The sequence below is a fragment of the Ferranicluibacter rubi genome, from assembly GCF_011603255.1.
GTDB classification, from domain to species: Bacteria; Pseudomonadota; Alphaproteobacteria; order Rhizobiales; family Rhizobiaceae; genus Ferranicluibacter; species Ferranicluibacter rubi.
Map to the genome: position 1 here is coordinate 713798 of NZ_JAANCM010000001.1, position 22676 is coordinate 736473.

General features: G+C 64.8%; 17 protein-coding genes. 5 read left to right on the plus strand and 12 right to left on the minus strand.

Annotation, left to right across the window (positions count from 1 at the left end; genetic code table 11):
• Nucleotides 1–77: 77 nt before the first annotated feature.
• On the minus strand, nt 78–995 hold the full coding sequence (locus tag G8E10_RS03405) for a MurR/RpiR family transcriptional regulator (protein WP_132712156.1): 918 nt from the start codon (nt 993–995) through the stop codon (nt 78–80).
• Nucleotides 996–1260: 265 nt separating this feature from the next.
• Here G8E10_RS03405 and G8E10_RS03410 point away from each other — a divergent pair, with 265 nt between their 5' ends.
• Complete coding sequence (locus G8E10_RS03410) at nt 1261–2067, plus strand: class II glutamine amidotransferase (RefSeq protein WP_110727648.1); 807 nt, start codon at nt 1261–1263, stop codon at nt 2065–2067.
• On the opposite strand, the gene coaBC is transcribed toward G8E10_RS03410, so the two are convergent.
• The 7 genes from coaBC to ubiE all read right to left on the minus strand — a co-directional run bounded on the left by coaBC (nt 2064) and on the right by ubiE (nt 12455).
• Nucleotides 2064–3323: a bifunctional phosphopantothenoylcysteine decarboxylase/phosphopantothenate--cysteine ligase CoaBC gene (gene coaBC, locus G8E10_RS03415; RefSeq protein ID WP_167126846.1), complete on the minus strand. Its 1260-nt coding sequence runs from the start codon at nt 3321–3323 to the stop codon at nt 2064–2066. The two genes, G8E10_RS03410 and coaBC, sit on opposite strands and share 4 nt — an antisense overlap.
• 100 nt (nt 3324–3423) lie before the next feature.
• Nucleotides 3424–5958, minus strand: a complete 2535-nt coding sequence (locus G8E10_RS03420) for an HWE histidine kinase domain-containing protein (RefSeq protein ID WP_167127137.1) — start codon at nt 5956–5958, stop codon at nt 3424–3426.
• 37 nt (nt 5959–5995) lie between these two features.
• Nucleotides 5996–6556, minus strand: coding sequence for a biliverdin-producing heme oxygenase (locus G8E10_RS03425; RefSeq protein ID WP_167126850.1), 561 nt, complete (start codon nt 6554–6556; stop codon nt 5996–5998).
• Between the two features lie 101 nt (nt 6557–6657).
• Nucleotides 6658–8604 carry a MacB family efflux pump subunit gene (locus G8E10_RS03430; RefSeq protein ID WP_167126853.1) on the minus strand — a complete coding sequence of 649 codons (1947 nt, stop codon included), beginning with the start codon at nt 8602–8604 and terminating at the stop codon, nt 6658–6660.
• 11 nt (nt 8605–8615) lie between these two features.
• On the minus strand, nt 8616–9896 hold the full coding sequence (locus G8E10_RS03435) for an efflux RND transporter periplasmic adaptor subunit (protein WP_167126857.1): 1281 nt from the start codon (nt 9894–9896) through the stop codon (nt 8616–8618).
• Between the two features lie 152 nt (nt 9897–10048).
• Entirely contained in the window at nt 10049–11623 is a 1575-nt protein-coding gene (ubiB, locus tag G8E10_RS03440) for a 2-polyprenylphenol 6-hydroxylase (RefSeq protein WP_167126860.1), read from the minus strand.
• A gap of 55 nt (nt 11624–11678) precedes the next feature.
• Nucleotides 11679–12455: a bifunctional demethylmenaquinone methyltransferase/2-methoxy-6-polyprenyl-1,4-benzoquinol methylase UbiE gene (gene ubiE / locus G8E10_RS03445; RefSeq protein WP_110727654.1), complete on the minus strand. Its 777-nt coding sequence runs from the start codon at nt 12453–12455 to the stop codon at nt 11679–11681.
• 220 nt (nt 12456–12675) lie between these two features.
• Between ubiE and mutM the strand changes: the two genes are divergently transcribed.
• The 3 genes from mutM to dnaA all read left to right on the plus strand — a co-directional run bounded on the left by mutM (nt 12676) and on the right by dnaA (nt 16578).
• Nucleotides 12676–13572, plus strand: a complete 897-nt coding sequence (mutM, locus tag G8E10_RS03450; RefSeq protein ID WP_167126863.1) for a bifunctional DNA-formamidopyrimidine glycosylase/DNA-(apurinic or apyrimidinic site) lyase — start codon at nt 12676–12678, stop codon at nt 13570–13572.
• 201 nt (nt 13573–13773) lie between these two features.
• Nucleotides 13774–14040 carry a 30S ribosomal protein S20 gene (gene rpsT, locus G8E10_RS03455; RefSeq protein WP_092931296.1) on the plus strand — a complete coding sequence of 89 codons (267 nt, stop codon included), beginning with the start codon at nt 13774–13776 and terminating at the stop codon, nt 14038–14040.
• Between the two features lie 1086 nt (nt 14041–15126).
• Nucleotides 15127–16578, plus strand: coding sequence for a chromosomal replication initiator protein DnaA (gene dnaA, locus G8E10_RS03460; RefSeq protein WP_245507161.1), 1452 nt, complete (start codon nt 15127–15129; stop codon nt 16576–16578).
• A gap of 72 nt (nt 16579–16650) precedes the next feature.
• On the opposite strand, the gene G8E10_RS03465 is transcribed toward dnaA, so the two are convergent.
• Nucleotides 16651–18069: a leucyl aminopeptidase family protein gene (locus G8E10_RS03465; RefSeq protein ID WP_167126866.1), complete on the minus strand. Its 1419-nt coding sequence runs from the start codon at nt 18067–18069 to the stop codon at nt 16651–16653.
• Nucleotides 18070–18250: 181 nt separating this feature from the next.
• Between G8E10_RS03465 and G8E10_RS03470 the strand changes: the two genes are divergently transcribed.
• Nucleotides 18251–19117, plus strand: coding sequence for a tetratricopeptide repeat protein (locus G8E10_RS03470; RefSeq protein ID WP_167126869.1), 867 nt, complete (start codon nt 18251–18253; stop codon nt 19115–19117).
• A gap of 81 nt (nt 19118–19198) precedes the next feature.
• On the opposite strand, the gene G8E10_RS03475 is transcribed toward G8E10_RS03470, so the two are convergent.
• From G8E10_RS03475 to G8E10_RS03485, 3 genes are read right to left on the minus strand one after another with little or no spacing between them, the layout of a single operon-like run.
• Entirely contained in the window at nt 19199–20167 is a 969-nt protein-coding gene (locus G8E10_RS03475) for a type II secretion system F family protein (protein WP_110800501.1), read from the minus strand.
• 12 nt (nt 20168–20179) lie between these two features.
• Nucleotides 20180–21190: a type II secretion system F family protein gene (locus G8E10_RS03480; RefSeq protein WP_110800502.1), complete on the minus strand. Its 1011-nt coding sequence runs from the start codon at nt 21188–21190 to the stop codon at nt 20180–20182.
• Nucleotides 21191–21194: 4 nt separating this feature from the next.
• On the minus strand, nt 21195–22655 hold the full coding sequence (locus G8E10_RS03485) for a TadA family conjugal transfer-associated ATPase (protein WP_167126873.1): 1461 nt from the start codon (nt 22653–22655) through the stop codon (nt 21195–21197).
• Between the last annotated feature and the right edge of the window lie 21 nt (nt 22656–22676).

The window sequence follows — 22676 nt, forward strand, 5'->3', positions numbered from 1 at the left end:
TGCGGCGTGTGGTCTTTTTCGTTTTCGAATGGAGCCCCATGAAACATAAATTCCGCCGCTCCGTCAATATAGAATTTTCATTCCATATCTGTAACAGCCATATTCGAAGCAAGGGGGCCACGACGTCGCTTTTCGGCGACGGCGACCGTCAGCGCCATGGCGAAGGCCATGCTGGCCGACAGCGAGCGAAAGCCCGCATGATCGGCCTCGACGATCTCGAACCAGACCTTGGAGGATTCGACCAGCGGCGAAAACGCGCTGTCGGTCAGCGACACCACCGGCACCTTGCGGTTTGCCAGAAGGCGGGCCTGATGGATGCTTTCGGACGTGTAGGGCGAGAAGCTGACGGCGAAGGCTGCATCCCGCCGCCCGGCAAGCGCCAGAATATCGTCATCGATGCCGGCGGCCGTGCCGACCATCTGGTAGCGGATCTTCAGCTTGCCGAAGGCATAGGCCATGTAGCCGGAGATCGGATAGGAGCGGCGCTTGGCGATGAGGAAGATGGTGTCGGCCTTGGCCAGGATATCAACCGCCTGCTCGAAGGCTACGGGATCGACCGAGCCGGCGATATTGTCGAGCGACCGGTGGGCGGCGGCGACGAAACCGTTGAAGATCGCGCCGCTTTCCAGCCGGCTGTGACCATTGTCGCCCAGCGCGCGCAGGCGCTCCTCATAGCCCGGATTGCGCTCGCGCAGGCGGGCCCGAAAGATCTGCTGCAGGCTCGAAAAACCCTCGAAGCCGAAATGCTGGGCGAAGCGAACGAGCGTCGAAGGCTGCACGTCGGCAGCGGCTGCGATGCTTGCGGCCGTACCGAAGGCGATCTCGTCGGGCTGATCGAGCGCATAGGCCGCCACCTGGCGCAGGCGCTTGGGCAGTTGCGCCTTGCGCTCCAGAATGACCGCCTTCAGCGCATCGAAATCCTGCGGCACGGCGACGAGCGTCGCGGCTGCATCCTCCTCACCTTCGACATCCCGCGCGCTCTCGGCATCCGGCATCATGCAGTCATCCTCGTGTCCCGCGCTCCCATCGTAACGCATCGGGATCGTAACGCCTCGGAGACGAGAATGATAGAACACCCGTTCCAAATGCCGACTGTCGCCCAAAGAGCACAGACGAATGTTAACGCATTTTTACCATCTTCCGCCGGAAGATCGCCAAGGCTTATGGTTAACGACGTCCAAGCATCCGATTCGCGACCGCCGATCGATCCGGCACAGACATCTGGCCCGGCACATACATCTGGCAAGGAGTTTCAGCAGCATGTGCCGATGGGCAGCCTATCGCGGAGAGCCGATCTATCTGGAGGACCTCGTGTCCTCGCCGGCGCATTCGCTGATCGAGCAGTCGCACTGCGCCACGCGGGCAAAGACCGCCACGAATGGCGACGGCTTCGGCATCGCCTGGTACGGCGACCATCCCGAGCCCGGCCGCTACCGCGACATCCTGCCGGCCTGGTCGGACTGCAACCTGAAGAGCATCGCCCGCCAGATCCGCTCGCCCCTGTTTCTCGCCCATGTCCGGGCCGCGACCGGCGGCGGCACGCGCCGCGACAATTGCCACCCCTTCGTCCATGGCCGCTGGTCGTTCATGCACAACGGCCAGATCGGCGGCTTCGAGCATCTGCGCCGGCCGATGGAGGCCATGCTGGACGATGCGCTCTATACGGCGCGCACCGGCACGACCGACAGCGAGTTGCTGTTCCTCATGGCCTTGCAGTTCGGCCTCGACCGCGATCCCTTGGGCGCGATGGCGGAGACACTGTCCTTCGTCGAGCGGTTGGCAGCACATATGAAGCACGAGGTTCTGGTGCGGTTCACCGCTGCCTTTTCCGACGGAATCGATCTCTATGCCGTGCGCTATGCGTCCGACCGGTTCGCGCCCACGCTCTATGCCGCGCCTATGGGGCCGCAAGGCGGATACTGCCTCGTCTCCGAACCGCTCAACGACGACGACGATGCCTGGGTGGAGATCCCCGAGGGAACGGCCGTCGTGCTTGGCGAGAACGGCATCGACATGCGGATCTTCCACCTCGATCCGGAGATCGAGGCGAAGCGGGCGCTCCGCTAGTCCAATCTCGAGGCGATCAGGCCCGCGAGCTTTTCAGCGACCATGTCCTTGTCGAGTTCCGGCCAGCTTTCCTCGCTGTCGCGTCCGATGACGGTCACGCGGTTGCGCGTGCCCCCCATGACGCCGCCCTCGACGCCGCTACCGGCGGAAACATCGTTCGCAACGATGAAATCGGCGCCCTTGCGGGCGAGCTTCAAGCGACCGTTATCAACCGTGTCATCCGTCTCCGCCGCAAAGCCGACGACGAGGCGCGGGCGCTGCGCGTGATGGCCGACGGTCTTGAGGATATCGGGATTCTCCGTCAGCTGCAGCGGCGGCGGGCCCTCGCCCGGCGCCTTCTTGATCTTGGCCCCGGAGACATCGGCGACCCGCCAGTCGGCCACCGCGGCGACCATGACGGCGATATCGGCGGGCAAGGCTGCCAGTACCGCATCCCGCATTTCCACCGCCGTCTGCACGCGAACGACCGTGACGCCCTTGGGATCGGCCAGCGTCACCGGCCCGGAGACGAGCGTGACCTCCGCCCCGAGACGCGAAAGCGCCGCCGCGATGGCATGGCCCTGCCGGCCGGAGGAGCGGTTGGCGATGTAGCGAACCGGGTCGATCGGCTCGTGGGTCGGGCCCGAGGTGACGATGGCGCGGCGTCCGGAGAGCGGGCCGGTGGGCTTGAACGCGAAAAGCCGTGCTTCCACGGCGGCAACGATCTCGAGCGGCTCGGCCATGCGCCCCTCGCCCCGCTCGCCGCTTTCCGCCATCTCGCCGAGGCCGGGACCAATGAAGCCGATGCCGTCGCCGGCAAGGGTTTGGCGATTGCGGCGGGTGGCGGGATGCGACCACATCTTCGGGTTCATGGCGGGTGCCAGAAGCACCGGCCTGTCGGTGGCAAGCAGAATGGTGGAGGCGAGATCGTCGGTCAGGCCCTGCGCCATCTTCGCCATGATGTTGGCGGTCGCCGGCGCGACCAGAACGAGATCGCATTCCCGCGCCAAGCGGATATGCCCGACATCCTGCTCGTCCTCGCGGGAGAAAAGCTCGGTAAAGACCTTGTCGGCCGCCAGCGCACCAACGGCAAGCGGGGTGATGAAGGCCTGCGCACCTGCCGTCATGACCGGGCGGACGCTTGCGCCACGTTCCCTGAGCCGGCGGATCAGGTCGAGGCTCTTATAAGCCGCGATGCCGCCGGAGATGATGAGGAGAATGCGCTTGCCGGACAGGCTGTCGGGCAATTTCTCGGGCTGGGACTGGGATACAGGCATGAAACCACCGCTGCGGCATGATCGATGCACGACCCTAGCCTATGCAACGCGGAACCGGAATGCGGCGGTGGCGAATTCCCGATCGACGCGGCACGGCGGTTTACGACTTCAGCAAGGTGCTCATCGTGTGCACCAGCGCCTCGCGCTCATAGGGCTTACGCACCACCGGCACATCGGCAAAGCCGCTGGGGATGGGCGACATGTTGCCGTAGCCGGTGGCAAACAGGAAGGGGATATCCCGGCGCGTCAGCTCGGCTGCGACTTCGATGGAGGTGCCGGTGCCGAGGTTGACGTCGAGGATCGCCACATCCGGCTTGAAGGTGGCAAGCTTGGCCAGCGCCTCGTCGGCCGAGGCCGCTGTGAGAACCTTCTGGATGCCGTGATCAGACAGCATGCCTTCGACATCCATGGCGATCAGCATCTGGTCTTCCACGAGCAGCACGCGGAGCTCCGGATCGAGATCGGCACCCGCAGCCGACGTTTCGGGTCCGGCCGCAATGCTGCGGTCCTCGCCCTGATCCGACAGGGAAACGTGCTTGGCCGGCAGCATGAAATCCGCCTCCACCCCGCCGGGAGCGTAGGTCACGGTGCTGCGGCCGTCGAGATCGAAGGGAACGCTGCGGTCGATCAGCGCGCTGCCGAAGCCGGTGCGTGTGGGTGGAAGGACGGCCGGGCCGCCGCTTTCTCGCCAGGCGATCTCGCAATCGCCGGCCTGCGTCAGGCGCCAGCTGACCGACAGCGCACCACCCGGCCGGGACAGGGCGCCGTACTTGGCCGCATTGGTCGACAGCTCGTGCAGCACCAGCGCCATGACGGAGAAGGCGCGCGAATTGAGCAGCACGGGCGGTCCCGTGAGGTCGATGGCATTGGCCGTATTGCGATAGGGGCTCAGCTCCGCATCGAGCAGATCCGACAGCATGCCGCCGCCATCGCCGCGCACGACCTGATCATGGGCGAAGGAAAGCGCCTGAATGCGGCCCTTCAGGGAGGTCACGTATTCGGTGAGGCTGCGACCGTCGCCGACCGGCTGGCTGACAAGCGACTTGATCAAGGCGAGGATGTTCTTGACCCGGTGGTTCAACTCCTCGTTCAGCATGCGCTGGCGCACGTCGGCGCGGCTGCGCTCCTCGGCCATCAACTCGCTGTGCCGCAGGCCGATCTCCACGAGGGCTGCGCGTGTCACCTCGGCGATCTCGCGATCGCCTTCCGTCCAGGGCTGGGCCTGGAGCTGCACGGTTTCCTTCCAGATCGCAAAGCTCTTGCGCGGGGTCAGGCGCTCGCCCAAGGGGCCGCTCTCATAGGACTTGTTGGGGTCGCCGCCCCAGTTCAGCGTCTGCACGAATTCCTTGCGGAAGAAGAACAGATAGTCGCGATGCAGCTGGGTCAGCGGCACGGCCAGCACGCCCGCGGCCTGCTCGCGGAAGGTCTCGGCCTCCGGCAGGCGCTGCGCCATGGCATGCGTCGCCCAGACCTGGCCCGCAACGACGGACCCCATGAGCCGAAGGATCGCCGGCACGGCGCTGGCCGGCGGCGCCGACCCGAAGGTCGTCCATGTCCCGTTCATCCAGAGCCCGATGCCGTCACAGGCCATGAGCGAGGTGAAGTGCGAGAGATGATCGCGCAGCAGCTCGCCCATGTCGGCGTGATGCGAGGCCATGCGCAGGAAGCGATCGAGCGAGGCGCGGGCGCGGTTGGCGGTGACGAGCTTCTGCTTCTGCTTCAGCGCATGCAGATGGAGGGAGAAGAACTCGCCGAACATTTCGGCCGCCACGCGCTGCGCCATGGGCAGGATTCGCGGCTGGTAGTGATGGCAGGCGACGAGGCCCCAGAGCTTGCCATCGACGATGATGGAGATCGACATAGAGGCGGCGACGCCCATGTTGCGCAGATATTCGCAATGGATGGGCGAGACGCTGCGCAGATGGGCGAGCGACATGTCGAGCGCTTCGCCGGAGACGTCGATTTCCGGAACCAGCGGAATACGGGTGCCGCTGGCGTCGCCGATGATGCGGATGGTGTTCTGCAGGTAAAGCGTGCGCGCCTGCTGCGGAATATCGCTTGCCGGGAAATACTGCCCAAGGAAGCTTTCAAGATCGCCGCGCTTGGCTTCGGTCACCACCTTGCCGGCACCGTCCTGCTCGAACGCGTAGATCATCACACGGTCGTAGCCGAGCATGCCGCGGATGAGGCGGGCCGACTGGCGCAGGAGCTGATCGACGTCGTCGATATCGGTGATGCGGCCGATCAGCGTGCGCGCCAGCTGCAACGGCTGCCCGTCCGTCCCCGGCTCGAACTCGATGATGACGGTGGCCTTGTTGAGATGGATGGAAACGTCGTAAGCGCCGTTCGCAAGCGTCAGGGCCGACAGCAGCGCCGGTCGGCTACCGTCGCGCAGGGCCGCCACGGCATTGCGCAGGGTATGCGTCGCCTCGTAGCCGATCAGCGCTTCCAGCGGCTGGCCGTTGACCTCGCCCTCCAGACCCAGAACATCCGGCGCATTGGCGGAATGGCGCAGCACCATGCCGGCACGCGCGTCGCAGGCGAGCAGGCAGCCATGCGACTGGATGCTGCCGGGGATATGGATCGGCTCGCGGTCGCAATTGGTCAGGTCGATCGGCTCGCCCGGCTTCACCATGCGGCCGACCGCCGGCGTGTTCTGGACAGTCGTCAGATCATTCGGCAGCATGGAAAGCTCTCCGGAAGGCCGTTTCCGCGACCGTGAACGTGGCTCTGGAGGCGCTTGCGACGCGATCGATCTCGATGGCGTCGTCCGATTCCAGGAGATGCAGGAAGCGCGACCAACGGTCGCTCTTTTCCGCCTGTGCCGCAAGATGGCGAGCACCGAAGTCTGCCCGCAGCCCCAGTGCCTGGGCGCGGCGGTAGAGGAGCCGGGCGCCCAGCGCCGAACCCTCGAGCACATAGAGCATGCCGAGCATGTCCTCCCGCGCGCCACCGATCGGCGGCACAGGCACCGCCTCGTCGGGGTGGACGTCGAGATCGGCAAGATCGGCTTGGATGAGAGCGCCGAAGGCCTGCTCCGACCAGAGGGAGAGATCGTCCGGCCAAGTCCGGCCGGCGAGCATCGCCTCGACGGGAATGCGGAAGGCGCTCATGCCGCGCAGATAGGTCTTGTAGGAGGACAGACTGTCGAAAGCGCCGATCATGTCATCGAGCGCCGCGTGGGCATCAGCAGTGCTCTCGCGGAGAAAGACTCGGCGCGACCGGTCGGGCATAGAGGAATTCCGGAAGTTCAATAAAAAGATCAGACAGGGTGAAAGTATCGGAAGGGCGTTCGGTTCCATCCCGAACGAGATTTTCTTGCAGAAGCCCTGCCTTAAGGCGCCGAGAGGGCAACGGCCGGCTGAAGGCGCGACGCGTTATGCGCCGGGAGATAGCCAAACACAAGACCGGTGACGAAGGCACTGGCAAAGGCCAGAAGAACCGGCCCGGCGGAGAAACTGACGGGCACGCCGAAGGCCTGCGCGATCGCCCCGATCGACAGGCCGAGACCGACGCCGATGAGGCCGCCCAACGCCGAGACCACCAGCGCCTCGACGATGAACTGGGTCAGGATATCGCGGCCGCGCGCGCCGGTCGCCATGCGGATGCCGATCTCGCGCGTGCGCTCGGTCACGCTGACCAGCATGATGTTCATGACGCCGATGCCGCCGACCAGCAGCGAGATCGCAGCGATCGAGCCCAGGAACACTTTCAGGATATTGGAGGTCTCGGTGAAGGTCTCGCGGATGGCGGCGAGGTTGGCGATCTGGGTATCCTGGCGCTGGTGGCGTTCGTCGAGCAGCGCCTGGATCTGGTCCTGCGTGATGTTGATGGCGCTGTCGTCCTTCACCTGCACCGTGATGGAGCGGACGTTGCGGGCGCCGAAGAGGCGGAGATTGCCGGTCGAGAGCGGCACCAGCACCGTATCGTCCTGATCGTTGCCGCCGGCGGTCGCACCCTTGGCCGCCATGATGCCGATGACCTGAAAAGGGATGTTCTTGATGAGGATGTACTGCCCGAGCGGATCTGCGCCATCGGCAAACAGCGTATCGGCCACGGTCTTGCCCAGCACGGCGACGGCGGCATAGCTCTGCATATCGGCCGGCGCAATGAAGGCACCTTCGGCAAGCGCCCAGGTCTTTGCCTCGGGAAACTGCGGCACCGTGCCGTTGACCGTCGTCTGCGTGTCGAGGTTTCCGGCGCGCACGGTCAGCGAACTCGACATTTCCGGCACGGCAAACGAGATGTTCGGCAGCTCGAGGATCGCATCCGCATCGGCCGGCACGAGCGAGACGATGCTGCCGCCCTCCCCGCCGCGGAAGTTCGCCATATTGGGCCTGACGACGAGCAGGTCCGAGCCCATGGCGGCGATGCGGCTCAGCACCTGATCCTGCGCGCCGGTGCCGATGGCCAGCATGGCGACGACGGAGCTGACGCCGATAACAATGCCGAGAAGCGTCAGCACCGTGCGGAAGAAGTTTGCCCGGAGCGCCCGGAACGACATGCGCACGGCTTCCGCCACGTCGGAAAACAGGGCGGCGTTGCCGGCCTGGGTCGCAAAGACGCGGGACGCGGGGCGAACAGGCCGCGTGATGCGGCGCGGCAGGCGATCGGCGACGATCAGGCCATCGCGGATCTCGATGACGCGGTCGGCCGATTCGGCGAGATCCGGCGCATGGGTGATGATGATGACGGTATGGCCGTCCTCGTTCATGCGCCGCAGCGTTGCCATCACGTCCTTGCCGCTCTGGCTGTCGAGCGCACCGGTCGGCTCGTCGGCGAGAATGATCTGGCCGCCGTTCATGAGGGCGCGGGCGATGGAGACGCGCTGCTGCTGGCCGCCGGAAAGCTGGCTCGGCAGGTGGTCCATGCGGTCGCCGAGCCGTAGCGTCTCCAGAAGCTCGCGCGAGCGCGCCTCGCGCAATTTTGCGGAGACGCCGGCATAGATCGCGGGGATCTCGACGTTTTCGCGCGCCGTCGACGTCGCCACGAGATTGTAGCTCTGGAACACGAAGCCGAACATCTGGCGGCGGCGCTCGGCCAGCTGGTCGGCATCAAAACCCGCGACGTCCTCCCCATCCAGATGGTAGGCGCCGCCCGTCGGCTGGTCGAGGCAGCCGAGAATGTTCATCAGCGTCGACTTGCCGGACCCGGACTGGCCGACGATCGCGACGAATTCGCCCGGCTCGATGTCAAGCGAGACGCCGCGCAGGGCATCCACCGGCACATCGCCGGTCATGAAGGTCTTGCGGATATCCTTCAGCGAGATCAGGGGGGTCATCGCGATCCCCCTCAGAACATCGGCGGCGGTCCGCCGCGTGTCCGGGTTGTGGCGCGCTGGGCATTTGAGGCGCGGCCGTCCGTGCCGGAGCCGACCACGACCTTGTCGCCTTCGGACAGGCCGCTGCGGATCTCCACGCGGACCCGGTTGCGGATGCCGGACTCGACCGTGCGCACCTCTTGGCCGCCATCGCCCGACACGACGGCAACTTCCGACCGCTTGCCGCCCTCGCGCAGGCGCAGCGCTGCGACCGGGATGGTCAGCACCTCGGTTGCCCGGGACTGCACGAAGAAGACCTGCGCCGTCATGTTCATCATCAGGTGGCGATCGGGATTGGGCACGTCGAAGAGGGCGTAATAGAGGACGACGTTGTTTTCGGTCGAGGGGGTCGGCTTGATCTGCCGGAGCGTGCCGGCATAGCGCTCGCCCGGCTGGCCGAGAAGCGTGAAATAGGCCTCCATGCCGATGGAGAGCTTGCCGATATCGGCCTCGGAGACCTCGGCCTCGACCGTCATCGTGTCGAGGTCCGCCACCGTGACGATGGTAGGGGCCGACTGGTTGGCATTCAGCGTCTGGCCTTCCTTGGCGACGACCTCGACGATGGTGCCGGCGAGCGGCGCGTAGATCTTGGTATAGCCGAGGCTGATGCGGGCATCCTTGAGCGTCGCCTGCTGCTTGCGGACCTGCGCTTCGAGGGCGGCGACATTGGCCTCGGCCGTGGCAAGGGCTGCGACCGCCTCGTCGAGGGCGGACTGGGCGGCGCTGTTGCCGGCAACGAGGCTGCGCTGGCGGGTGAGATTGGCCGCGGCCAGCACCACCTGCGCCTTCTTGTCGGTCATCTGGGCATCGAGATTTGCAAGCTCTGCGTCGGCGATCTCGATCTGCGTCTCGATAGAGGCGCTGTCGATCTCGGCGATCAGCTGGCCCTGCGTCACCATGTCGCCGACATCGACCTTGAGGCTCTTCAGCTGGCCCGACACCTGCGCGCCGACATCCACGTCGCGGATGGGGCTGAGGAGCCCGGAGGCGGTGACGCTGTTTTCGATATCGCCGCGCGCGACGGCTTCGGTCACCACGGCCTGCGTGACGCCGGCCGCGTTATAGGTCTTCCACCCGTACCAGCCACCGATGCCGAGGATCGCCAGAAGCCCTGCGAGCAGGAACACGCGGCCCTTGCGACGACGCGGCTTTGCCTTCGCTGTCGGAGCGTGCGGCGGTGTCTTCTCCGGCTGGCCCTGTGGCAGGCTTTCGGGCGAGCGGGGCTCGACGATCTTGGGATAGGCTTCCGCCATTCAGGCCGGTCTCCGGAACATGTCTTCACTCCCAGTTAAGCCGTGACTGCGGTGAATTGAAGTCGTGCCGGATTACATCTCTGTCATGTCGGCGAATTCCGCGTTTCCGGACATACCCCTGCATCGCGGGGATATCCGGAAACAGGGTCTCGTCAGAGGATCTTGATGACGATGATTGCGAGCAGCGCGGCGATCACCCAAAGCGCCACGCGGCCGGAGCGGGTGTGGCGGGCTTCGGCACGACCGATGGCTTCCGCCGTCTGCGCATCGAATTTCAGGCCGTGCTCGGCCATTTCGGTCAGGTCGCGCGAGAAGCGTTCGGTCTTGGCGACGATCTCCGGGGCGGCTTCCGCAAGGCGCAAAGCGGCGTGCAGGCCGTCCTTGAGGTCGGTCACCACGCGTTTCGGGCCCAGATTGTCGCGAATCCAAGCGCCGACCACGGGTTCGGAGGCCTTCCACATGTTGAAGCGCGGGTTGAGCGAGCGGGACACGCCTTCGACCACGACCATCGTCTTTTGTAGCATCACCAGCTCGGGGCGCGTTTCCATGTCGAAGAGCTCGGTGACCTCGAACAGGAGGGTCAGGAGCTTTGCCATGGAGATGGTCTCGGCCGGCTGGCCGTGGATCGGCTCGCCGATGGCGCGGATGGCCTGGGCGAAACTCGCGACATCGTGATGCGAGGGCACATAGCCTGCCTCGAAATGGACGTCCGCCACGCGGCGATAATCGCGGGTGATGAAGCCGAAGAGGATTTCGGCCAGAAACCGGCGCTCCTTCTTGCCGAGGCGCCCGACGATGCCGAAATCGACGGCGACGATCATGCCCGCGGGATCCACCAGAAGATTGCCCTGGTGCATGTCGGCATGGAAGAAGCCATCGCGCAGCGTGTGGCGGAGGAAGGACTGGATCAGCGTTTCCGCCAGCTTGTTGAGGTCGTGGCCGGCGGCGCGCAGCGCGTCCACATCGGCCATGCGGGTGCCATCGATCCACTCCATGGTGACGACGTCGCGTCCCGTCCGCTCCCAATCGACGCGGGGCACGCGGAAACCCTCGTCGTTGGCGGTGTTCTCGGCGATTTCGGAGAGGGCTGCGGCTTCGAGCCGCAGGTCCATCTCGACCTTGGTCGTCTGCTCCAGCGTCTTCGTCACCTCCACCGGGCGCAGGCGGCGCGTGTGGGGCAGGAAGCGCTCCTGCAGGCGGGCGACGAGATACATGGCCTCGAGATCATGGGCGAAGCGCTGACGGATGCCCGGCCGGATCACCTTGATCGCCACCTTCTCCTCCCGCCCGTCGCGCATCACCCAGCCCGGATGGACCTGCGCGATGGAGGCGGCGGCGATCGGATCGTCGATACGGCTATAGAGATCGGCGACCGACCGGCCGAGAGACCCCTCGACGGCGGCATAGGCCTCGCTGACCGGGAAGGTCGACATGCGATCCTGCAGGAAGGCGAGGTCGGCGGCAAATTCCGCGCCCACCACATCCGGACGGGTGGCGAGGAACTGCCCGATCTTGACATAGGACGGCCCGAGCCGGCCGATGGCCCGCGCCAGGCGGTCGCTGCGCTCCTCGAACTGGGCGCGGCGCCGCTCCAGAAGGCCTGCGAGTTTCTGGGCGAACCGGGCGAAGGGCGGCAGGTTCTCCGGCGGTATGGCCGTGACGACGCCCTCGCGGACGAGGACCCAGCCGATCCTGACGATGCGGAGATAGGTGGCGGGCGTGCTCATCGGTGCCGGGCGCTCCCCTGGAGGCACGGCGGGAACAGGAGGCTGATCATGCGTTTCAGATCTTCCATCCGGAATGCAGCGCCGCGATGCCGCCGGTATAATTGGTGTAGGTGACGCGCGAGAAGCCGGCCTTCTCGATCATGCGGGCGAAATCCTTCTGGTCCGGAAACTTCCGAATGGATTCGACCAGATACTGGTAGGGTTCGGCCTCGCCGGTGATCATCTTGCCGAAGCGCGGAATGGCGTTGAACGACCAGGCGTCATAGACCTTGTCGAGAAGCGGCATCTCGACGTCGGAGAATTCGAGCACCAGCAGCCGGCCGCCGCGCTTCAGGACGCGATAGGCTTCCGACAGCGCGACATCGATGCGCGGCACGTTGCGGATGCCGAAGGCGATCGTATAGGCATCGAAACGACCATCCTCGAAAGGCAGGCTTTCGGCATTGGCCTCGACGAATTCGAGATTGCCGGACAGGCCCTTCTTGCGAGCGCGCTCGGCACCGACGCCGAGCATGGAGCCGTTGATGTCGAGCACGGTCGCCTGTGCCAGCCGGTCCGACGCCTCGACGATGCGGAAGGCGATGTCGCCCGTGCCGCCGGCGACGTCGAGGACCTTGTAATCCGCGCTGCGACGGGGATGGAGTGCTGCCACCATCGCATCCTTCCAGGCACGGTGCAGGCCCATCGACATCACGTCGTTCATGATGTCGTAGCGCTTGGCGACCTTATGAAACACATCGTTGACGAGGCCCTGCTTCTCGCCTTCGTTCACGCGGCGGAAGCCGTAGGACGTCTCCATGCCGCCCTCGGCGGAAACCCGTTCGTCCGTCATACCGTCAATCCCTTGTCCATTCCAAAGCCGAGAGCCGGACCTCGGCAACGACCAAACGCCGTCATGCTGGGCCGTCGTATTTTTCCGTCAACCGGCACATAGGACGTTTGCGTCCGTCCTGCCAGCCACCGACATAGCAAGACCATAGCGAATCCGATCCGGCGACGCTATCTCTTGCGGGACGCCCGCCGACGCGCCTGCCTTGAGAAAAGGACTGTCCATGCCCGAACTGCCCGAGGTCGAAACGGTCCGTCGCGGCCTTGCGCCCGTGATGGAGGGCGCGCTGATCACCCGTGCGGAGGTGCGCCGGGCGGACCTGCGTTTTCCGTTTCCGCCCGATTTCGCCCACCGCATCGAGAACCGGCGGATTCTCGCTCTGTCGCGCCGGGCGAAATATCTGCTCATCGAACTCGACAATGACGACGTCGTCATCGCGCATCTCGGCATGTCCGGTTCGTTCCGCGTGGTCGAGGCGGCGTCCACGGATGCCGAGACGCCGGGTGACTTTCATCATCCCCGGGGCAAGGACGAGCGGCACGACCATGTCGTCCTTCATCTTCTCTCGGACCGCGGGCCCGTGCAGGTGATCTACAACGATCCGCGCCGGTTCGGCTTCATGGACATCGGACCGCGCGAGACGCTGGCGTCCCATGCCTTCTTCCGGCAGCTCGGCGAGGAGCCGACAGGCAACCGGCTCGATGCCGCCTATCTCGCCGGCCGCTTTGCCGACAAGGCGCAGCCGTTGAAATCGACGCTGCTCGACCAGCGGGTCATTGCCGGGCTCGGCAATATCTATGTCTGCGAGGCGCTCTGGCGGGCGCGACTGTCGCCGCTGAAGGCCTCGGGAAAGCTGGTGGACGCCAAAGGGCGGCCCCGCGCGCCGCTGGTCGTGCTGACGGAGGCGATCCGCGCCGTCATTGCCGACGCGATCGCAGCCGGCGGGTCGTCGTTGCGCGACCATATCCAGACCGACGGCTCGCTCGGCTACTTCCAGCACACCTTCGCCGTCTACGACCGGGAGGGCAAACCCTGTGCACGACCGGGCTGCGACGGCACCATTGCCCGGATCACGCAGGCGGGACGCTCGACATTCCACTGCGCTTCGTGTCAGGTGTAGCGGCAACCTCGCATATCCGCTGTCGATGCCGCTTGAAATAGCGCGTTGACGAAATGGGCGTTTGCGTCTATACGGCGCCCACAGTTTGGGAAGCCACGTTGCAGGTTTCTCGCTATTGCCTCCGAAGAGCTTGGATGACAGGTCGCAGTGACCCGACACGGCGAGGCGGAGGTGCTTGTCAGAATCTGAAGAGAGAAACCCATGGCCAATACAACTTCGGCGAAAAAAGCGACCCGCAAGATCGCCCGTCGCACCGAGATCAACAAGTCGCGCCGCTCGCGCGTTCGCAACTTCCTCCGCAAGGTCGAAGAAGCCATCGCTTCGGGCGACCAGACCGTTGCCCAGGAAGCCCTGCGCGTTGCACAGCCCGAGCTGATGCGCGCTGCCAGCAAGGGCGTCGTGCATGCCAACACGGCATCGCGCAAGGTTTCGCGCCTGGCCAGCCGCGTCAACGCACTGTCGGCTTGAAGCTTCATCATTTCATCTATTGAGAGAGCGGCCCGGTCATCGACCGGGCCCTTTCGATTCGTACGCCGGCTTTTTCGGCCGATCGTGCCCCATGACGACTTCATGTCATGCGTATGAACAAATATTCCCCACATTAACAACAGCTTGCGAAGGTTTGTGACAGGCCGGCCTCATATTGGCCGCCGCCTTTGCAGGGAATCTGAGTCAAGCGATTTTTTATTTTTCTTGCTTTTTGGGGCGGCCTTGGAGCCTTCAAAAACAAAGCCTTTGATTCGACTGCGATTCTCAAAAGGCGGCTTCGGGCAGTTGCAAAACGCTGCCTGAGAGTCAACGGGCAAGGCCTCGCGACCCGTAAAAATGGCGATTGATCTTGGGTCATGATCCTGCCTAAATGCTTTCAGCAAGAGACGTGGGACAGCGAGTTTTCGATGTCGGCAGCAGACCCTGACAAGGGCCCGTTAAGCCTCCGCAACTCTTGAACTGGGGTGGACATCACAATTTTCCATCAGCTTAAAGCTTGCCTCACCCTGTCCGGTTCGCCGTACGGGAACGAGAAACTGCATCTTAAGGTTGAGGGCGATATTGAACCTCGGACGGCCCTTCCAGGCCGTTGGCCGGCTGCGACAGCCGTGGTGGGAGATCACGCCCGGCGGATGCGCCGGAGGAAAGTGCTGATGCAGGACGCCTCGAACCTTCACAGGTTTCGAGAAAAGATTGCAGCAGTCGAGACGGCAGCGATGTCTGGCATGGCGGAAACGACATGCGGCGCGCTGGAACGGTCCCACGGCAAGCGGGGACCTGGATGGCGGAAGGTCGAACAGGCCGATGCCGGACGGGTTTGACGGGGGACCTGAGCGAGCGGGAAACGAGGGTCCCGGCCGTTCGAACGAGACCATGGTGATGCCGCGTTTCCGCGGCACATCCGACAACAGACTGCCGGCGACGATAGCCGGCATCGGGACAGACATTGGAAGGCGGCACATGCTTGGAAATTCGGTGACCTCGGGGCGCACATTCGCTGGCGGCGAACATGCTCGGCCGATCAAGAGCGGGCAGATCGAACAGACGACAGGAGAGCAGGCCATTATGACCCAGAGCGCACTTTTCGATCGGGTCAGCGCTCTTCTCAAGGCCCAGGTCGGGCCTGACGTCTTTGCAAGCTGGTTCGGCCGGCTGAAGCTGCACTCGATGTCCAAGAGCGTCGTGCGCCTCTCCGTGCCCACCACCTTTCTCAAATCCTGGATCAACAACCGTTACCTCGACCAGATCACCACGCTCTTTCAGCAGGAAGACGCCGAGATCCTCAAGGTCGAGATCGTGGTGCGCAGCGCCATGCGCGGCACCCGTGCGCCGATCGAAGCCGACATCACCGTCGGCGATGCCGCGACATCCGCGCCGGCCGCCGCCACCGCTCGCAGAAACGCTGCACAGAGCCTTGGACACCATGCGACGGCAGCCCTGCCGGCTGCCGCAAAGCTTCCCGTCGCCACGCCGCTCTTCGGTTCGCCGCTCGATCCGCGCTACAGCTTTGCAAGCTTCGTCGAGGGCTCTTCCAACCGCGTCGCACTCGCGGCCGCCAAGACGATCGCGGAAGCCGGTGCGGGTGCCGTGCGGTTCAATCCGCTCTTCATCCACTCGTCCGTCGGCCTCGGCAAGACGCACCTTCTGCAGGCCATCGCCATCGCTGCGATCCAGAGCCCGCGCGCCTCGCGCGTCGTCTATCTCACGGCCGAATATTTCATGTGGCGCTTTGCCACCGCCATCCGCGACAACGACGCCCTGTCGCTGAAGGAGACGCTGCGCAATATCGACCTGCTCGTCATCGACGACATGCAGTTCCTGCAGGGCAAGTCGATCCAGCACGAGTTCTGCCATCTGCTCAACATGCTGCTCGACAGCGCCAAGCAGGTCGTCGTCGCGGCCGACCGTGCGCCGTGGGAGCTGGAATCGCTCGATCCGCGCGTCCGCTCGCGCCTGCAGGGCGGCGTCGCCATCGAGATGGACGGCCCGGATTACGAGATGCGTCTGGAAATCCTGAAGCGCCGCCTGGATGTGGCGCGCGAGGAAGACCCGTCGCTCAACATTCCCGCCGATATTCTGAGCCACGTCGCCCGCAGCATCACCGCCAGCGGCCGTGAGCTGGAAGGCGCGTTCAACCAGCTCCTGTTCCGCATGTCCTTCGAGCCGCAGCTCTCGATCGAGCGCGTCGACGAACTGCTCGGCCACCTCGTCAATGCCGGCGAGCCGCGCCGCGTGCGGATCGAGGACATCCAGCGCGTCGTCGCCAAGCATTACAACGTCTCGCGCCAGGAACTGGTCTCCAACCGGCGCACCCGCGTCATCGTCAAGCCGCGCCAGATCGCCATGTATCTGGCCAAGACGCTGACGCCCCGCTCCTTCCCGGAAATCGGCCGCCGTTTTGGCGGACGCGATCACACGACGGTGCTGCATGCGGTGCGCAAGATCGAGGACCTGATTTCGGGCGATACCAAGCTCAGCCACGAGATCGAGCTTCTGAAGCGCCTGATCAACGAATAGGCCGCCTTTCGCGGCAGCACTTCAAGGCGCCGGAGCGATCCGGCGCCTTTTCTCGTTGTCCGGAGAGGCTTTTCAGAGATCCCGCGCGATGATGTCGTAGAGCGCGCGGATGCCCTGCGCCTCGCCGCCGACCGGGGCATGCGGACGCTCAGTCGGGTTCCAGCCATAGACGTCGAGATGGACCCAGCCGCTCGTGTCGGCCACGAAACGCTTGAGAAACAAAGCGGCGGTGATCGCGCCGGCCATGCCGCCGGAGGGGGCGTTGGTGAGGTCGGCGATGCGGGTCGTCACATCTTTTTCGTATCCCTTGAACAGCGGCAGCCGCCAGAGCGGATCATGGGTGGAGACGCTGGCGCGAGACAGGTCTGCGGCGAGCGCCTCGTCATCGGTGAAGAACGGCGGCAGATCGGGACCGAGCGCGACACGTGCAGCGCCGGTGAGCGTCGCCATGTCGATCAGCAAATCGCTCTTGCTTTCGCTGGCATAGGCGAGCGCATCGGCGAGGATCAGCCGCCCTTCCGCATCCGTATTGTCGATCTGCACGGTCAGACCCTTGCGGGACCGGTAGATATCACCCGGGCGGAAAGCATTGCCGGCTATGGAGTTCTCGACGACCGGAACCAGCACGCGCAGCGAGACGTCGAGACCGGCATCCATGATCATCAAGGCGAGACCCATGACGTTGGCGGCACCGCCCATATCCTTCTTCATCAGCAGCATGGAGGCGGCCGGCTTGATATCGAGGCCGCCGGTGTCGAAGCAGACGCCCTTGCCGACGAGGGTGATCCGTTTGGCGCCCGAGCCCCAGCGCATCTCCAGAAGGCGCGGCGCCTGCTCGGCCGCCCGGCCGACCGTGTGGATCAGCGGGAAATTCTGCTTGAGCAGGTCCTCGCCGAGGATCGTCGTCACCGTCGCGCCGTAATGCCTGCCGAGCGCCTGGAAGGCCGCTTCCAGCGCGTCCGGCCCGAGATCGTTGGTGGGTGTGTTGATGAGGTCGCGGACGAGCGTGATGCCTGCCACGGTGCGCTCGAGCGCGGCGCGGTCGATGCCATCGTCGAGATGGAGCAGCGGACGTTCGCCCGTTTTCGGCTTGTAGCGGTCGAACCGATAGGCGCCGAGCGCAAAGCCTAGGGCCGCCTGTTCGGCGGGCAGGCTCTCGGAGACGATCCGCCAGCGACCAGGCGGCAGGGAGCGGGCGAGCTTGCCGGTGGCAAACGGTGCATCGAGCGGCTGGGTGCCGAGACCGAAGAGGGCGCCGCCGAGCCCATCTGCCGCACCGGCGCCGCCGGGGCTGGACGGCACGAGAAGGAGCGCGCCGCTTTCGGTGGTAAAGCCGGCCTGCCGCGCCCAGTTCCGCAGGAAGGGATCGAGCGTCTCGTTCAGGAGATCGCCGGGCGTCAGAGCATAGACCGGCAAGGACGATCCCGAGGACGTCGGCCCCTCCCCCGGCGTGAAGGGTGACGGACGGTGATCAAGGGAAAAGGGCGGCATGGGATCTCCTGAAGGCAAGGAACGGCAGCGGCTTCCGGCCATCTTGCGCCGATGGGGGCGGGTCGGCCGGATGACGTGATTAACACTCTGTTAGGGTTAACAGATTATTGATGATCGCACGATTTGCGCCGTGAAAGTTGATGCGTGCCGGTGCTTCCCCCTTCTGTCCGGGAGCTTTGCCATGGTGGCACCACGTTACCAGCCTCATCCGCGGCGCGCGTTCCGCGCATCCGTCCATCTGTCCCTGTCCGCTATCATCATTTCAGGCCTTCTCGCCGGCTGCGCCTCCCCGCGCAAGGAACTCACCACCGGCTCGATCCCGACGACCGCCTCGGCCGGTTCGGCTTCCCTGAATGCAGCCTCCATGAATGCCGGGCAGCTGAACGCCGCCGCGCAGAGCCTCGGGAAAGCCTATGAGAAGAACCCTAAGGATCGCACGGTCGGCCTGAACTACGCCAATGTGCTGCGCATGACCGGGCGCAACGATCAGGCCCTTGCCGTCATGCAGCAGGTAGCGATCCAGTATCCTGCAGACCGGGAGGTGCTGGCCGCCTACGGCAAGTCGCAGGCGGCGGCGGGCCAGCTCGACCAGGCGCTCGTGACCGTCGGCCGCGCGCAGACACCGGACCGACCGGACTGGAAACTGAAATCGGCGGAAGGTGCCATTCTCGACCAGCTCGGCCGCTCGCCGGAAGCCCGCCAGCGCTACCGCGAGGCTCTGGACATCCAGCCGAACGAGCCGTCCGTCCTGTCCAATCTCGGCATGTCCTATCTCCTGTCGAAGGACCTGAAGACAGCGGAGACCTATCTGCGCAAGGCGAGCGAACAGCCGGGCGCCGACAGCGGCGTCCGCCAGAACCTGGCGCTCGCTATCGGCCTGCAGGGCCGCTTTGCCGAAGCCGAGGCCATCGCCCGCCAGGAGCTGTCGCCCCAGCAGGCCGAGGCGAACGTCGCCTATCTCCGCTCGATCCTGTCGCAGCAGAACGCCTGGCAGAAGCTTGCGAAAGACGGCAAGCCGGCCAAGGCGACGGATACCGGAACGAACTGAGCCTTTTCAACGCAAATGCCCCGCATCCTGGCTGGATGCGGGGCATTTCTCGTTTGGAGCATCGGCCGGGGAAACCCCCGTCTACATGCGATCGGCCACCTGAATACCGGCGGGGCCGAGGATGACGGCGATCAGGACCGGCAGGAAGAACAGGATCATCGGAACGGTCAGCTTCGGCGGCAGGGCGGCAGCCTTCTTCTCCGCCTGGTTCATGCGCTGGTCGCGGCTTTCCTGCGCCAGAACACGCAGCGCCTGGGCGATCGGCGTTCCGTAGCGATCCGCCTGGATCAGCGCCTGCGTCACCGCCTTCACATCTTCGATGCCGGTTCGCAGGCCGAGATTTTCGAGCGCGATGCGGCGATCGGGCAGGAAGGACAGTTCGGCCGTCGTCAGCACCATCTCCTCGGCAAGGGCCGGCGACTGCCCGGCGATCTCGTCGGCGACGCGGCGCATGCCGAGTTCCATGGAGATACCGGATTCCACGCAGATGAGCAGAAGGTCCAGCGCATCGGGCCAGGCGCGGCGGATGGAGGACTGCCGCTTGCCGATCGCATTGCTGATGATGATGTTGGGCAGGTAGAAGCCGACATAAGCCGCCACGATGACGCCGAAAAGGCGCATCGTAAACGGCCTGTCGGCAAAGGCGCCGATGCCGAAGACATAGATGGCAGCCAGACCGAGGAAGATGAACGGCAGGACGAAGCGCGCGAAGAGGAAGATGTTGAGCGCGTTCTGCGACCGGTAGCCGGCCATCTTCAGCCGGTTGACGGTCTTGTCGTCCACCAGCGCCTTGCGCAGGTTCAACCGCTCGACGACCTGCAGCACGGAGGTGTTGTTCTTCGCCCGCAGCGACGCGCGTCCGATGATCTCGTTGTTCAGCCGCGCCCGTTCGCGCGCGCGGATCTGCTCGCGCTCGGACGCGACGGACTTCATGCGCTTCTGCAGATTGTCGCCTTCGAGGAAGGGGGCTGCCAGCGTGTAGATCGTGGCCATGACGGCGATGGAGACGAGGACCGCCACGATGGTCGCCGGGGTTAACAAGTCCAGCATGACGCCAAATCCCTACATATCGAAGTTGATCATCTGCCGCATGACGAAGATGCCCATGCTCATCCAGATGGCGGAAATCCCCATGATCAGGTGACCGCGCGGATCGGTGAACAGCACCATGATGTAGTCGGGCGAACTGAGGTAGACGAGCAGCGTGACGATGAAGGGCAGCGCCCCGATGATGCAGGCCGATGCCTTGGCTTCCATCGACAGGGCCTGGACCTTCGCCTTCATCTTGCGGCGCTCGCGCAGCACCTTGGCAAGGTTGCTCAAGGCTTCCGACAGATTGCCGCCCGCCTGCCCCTGGATGGTGATGACGACCGAGAAGAAGTTGACCTCCTGCAGCGGCACCGTCTGGATCATCCGCGTGCAGGCCTCCGGCACGGTCATGCCAACGCCCTGCGCATCGATGACCCGGCGGAACTCGGTTTTTACCGGCTCCTGCCCGTCGCTGGCGATAAGGCGAATCGCGTCGCTGAGCGGCAGGCCCGACTTGATGGAGCGCACCATAACCTCGAGCGAATTGGGAAACTCCTCGATGAATTTCTTGCAGCGCCGGTTGACCAGGAAGCCGACGATCCAACGGGGCAGACCGAGCGAGGCGAAGATCATGATGCCCAAGGCGATCAGGAACGACCCACCGACGATCAGCGCCACGAGAAACGCGACGAAGCCGAGAATGCCGCTGAAGACGTAGAACTGCGTGATCGAGATCGACAGGCCTGCCTGGGTCAGGCGCACCTTGATGGGTGGCTTGGCGCGCGCCGATTTTTCCTTCTGCTTCTTCTGCAGGTCTTTCAGCGAGTCCTGAACCGATTTCCGGCGCTTGGAAAGCTCGTTCATGCGGTCGCGGGCGGCCTTGATGTTGACCCGGTCCGTCTCGGCGGCCTTGATCTTGCGAAAGCGGGCATTCGCATTCTTTTCGTCCTGAATGCGCGAGAACAGGAAGCCGTAGCCGAGGCCCGCCGTCGAGATGGCGGCGAGAACGGCGATGGCGATGATCAAGGGATCGAGACCGAACATCGCCCTACTCCTTGTTCATGGTGTCGAGCGTGGCAGCGAGACGCTTGTCCTCGTTGAAATAGCGGGCGCGATCCCAGAAATGCGGGCGGCCGATGCCCGAACCCTTGTGACGGCCGACGATCTTGCCGACGGCGTCCTCGCCCTCGATGTCGTAGCGCATCAGGTCCTGCGTGATGATGACGTCGCCTTCCATGCCGACCACTTCGGTGATGTGGGTGATGCGGCGCGAGCCGTCGCGCAGGCGGGCGGCCTGAATGATGATGTCGATCGAGCCTGAGATGATCTCGCGCACGGTCTTGGCAGGCAGCGTGTAGCCGCCCATGGCGATCATCGATTCCATGCGGGCGAGGCATTCGCGCGGCGTGTTGGCGTGGATCGTGCCCATGGAACCGTCATGGCCGGTGTTCATGGCCTGCAGGAGGTCGAACACTTCCGCGCCGCGGACTTCGCCGACGATGATGCGTTCGGGCCGCATGCGCAGGCAGTTCTTGATGAGATCGCGCATGGTGATCTCGCCCTCGCCCTCGATATTGGGCGGACGGGTTTCGAGACGCACGACGTGGGGCTGCTGCAGCTGGAGTTCGGCGGTGTCTTCGCAGGTGATGACGCGTTCGTTGGCATCGATATAGGCGGTCAGGCAATTGAGGAGCGTCGTCTTGCCCGAGCCCGTGCCGCCGGAGATGACGACGTTGCAGCGGACCCGGCCGATGATCTGGAGCAGGACGGCGCCTTCCGGCGTGATCGCCCCGAAGCGCACGAGCTGGTCGAGCTTCAGCTTGTCCTTCTTGAACTTGCGGATCGTCAGCGCCGCGCCATCGATGGCGAGCGGCGGCGCGATGACGTTGACGCGCGAGCCGTCCGGCAGGCGCGCGTCGCAGATGGGCGAGCTTTCATCGACGCGCCGGCCGACCTGGGACACGATGCGCTGGCAGATCGACAGGAGCTGGGCATTGTCGCGGAAGCGGACGTCGCTCTCGATCGTCTTGCCATCGACTTCGATGAAGGTCTGCCCGGCGCCGTTGACCATGATGTCGGCGATATCGTCGCGGGCCAAGAGCGGCTCCAGCGGCCCGTAGCCGAGAACGTCGTTGCAGATATCCTCGAGCAGTTCCTCCTGCTCGGAGATCGACATGGCGAAGTTCTTGATCGTGATGATATCGTTGACGATATCGCGGATCTCTTCGCGCGCGCTTTCCCCATCGAGCTTGGCGAGCTGCGACAGGTCGATCGTATCGATCAGCGCCGAGAAGACCTGTGCCTTGGTGTCGTAATAGTCTTCCGTACGGGGCGCGCGCTTGCGCGCTGCCGGTGGTGCCGGCTGGCGAACGAGGGCGGCTGCATCACGGGCGCTTTCCGCAATCAGAGGAGCCGTGGGCCGCTCCATCACGGCCACGGCCGGCGAGGCCATGACAGGCGGCGGACTGGCTATCCGGCCGGTGCTGTCGTTTCCGCGTTTACCAAACATGGCTGTTCACCTGATCCCGTC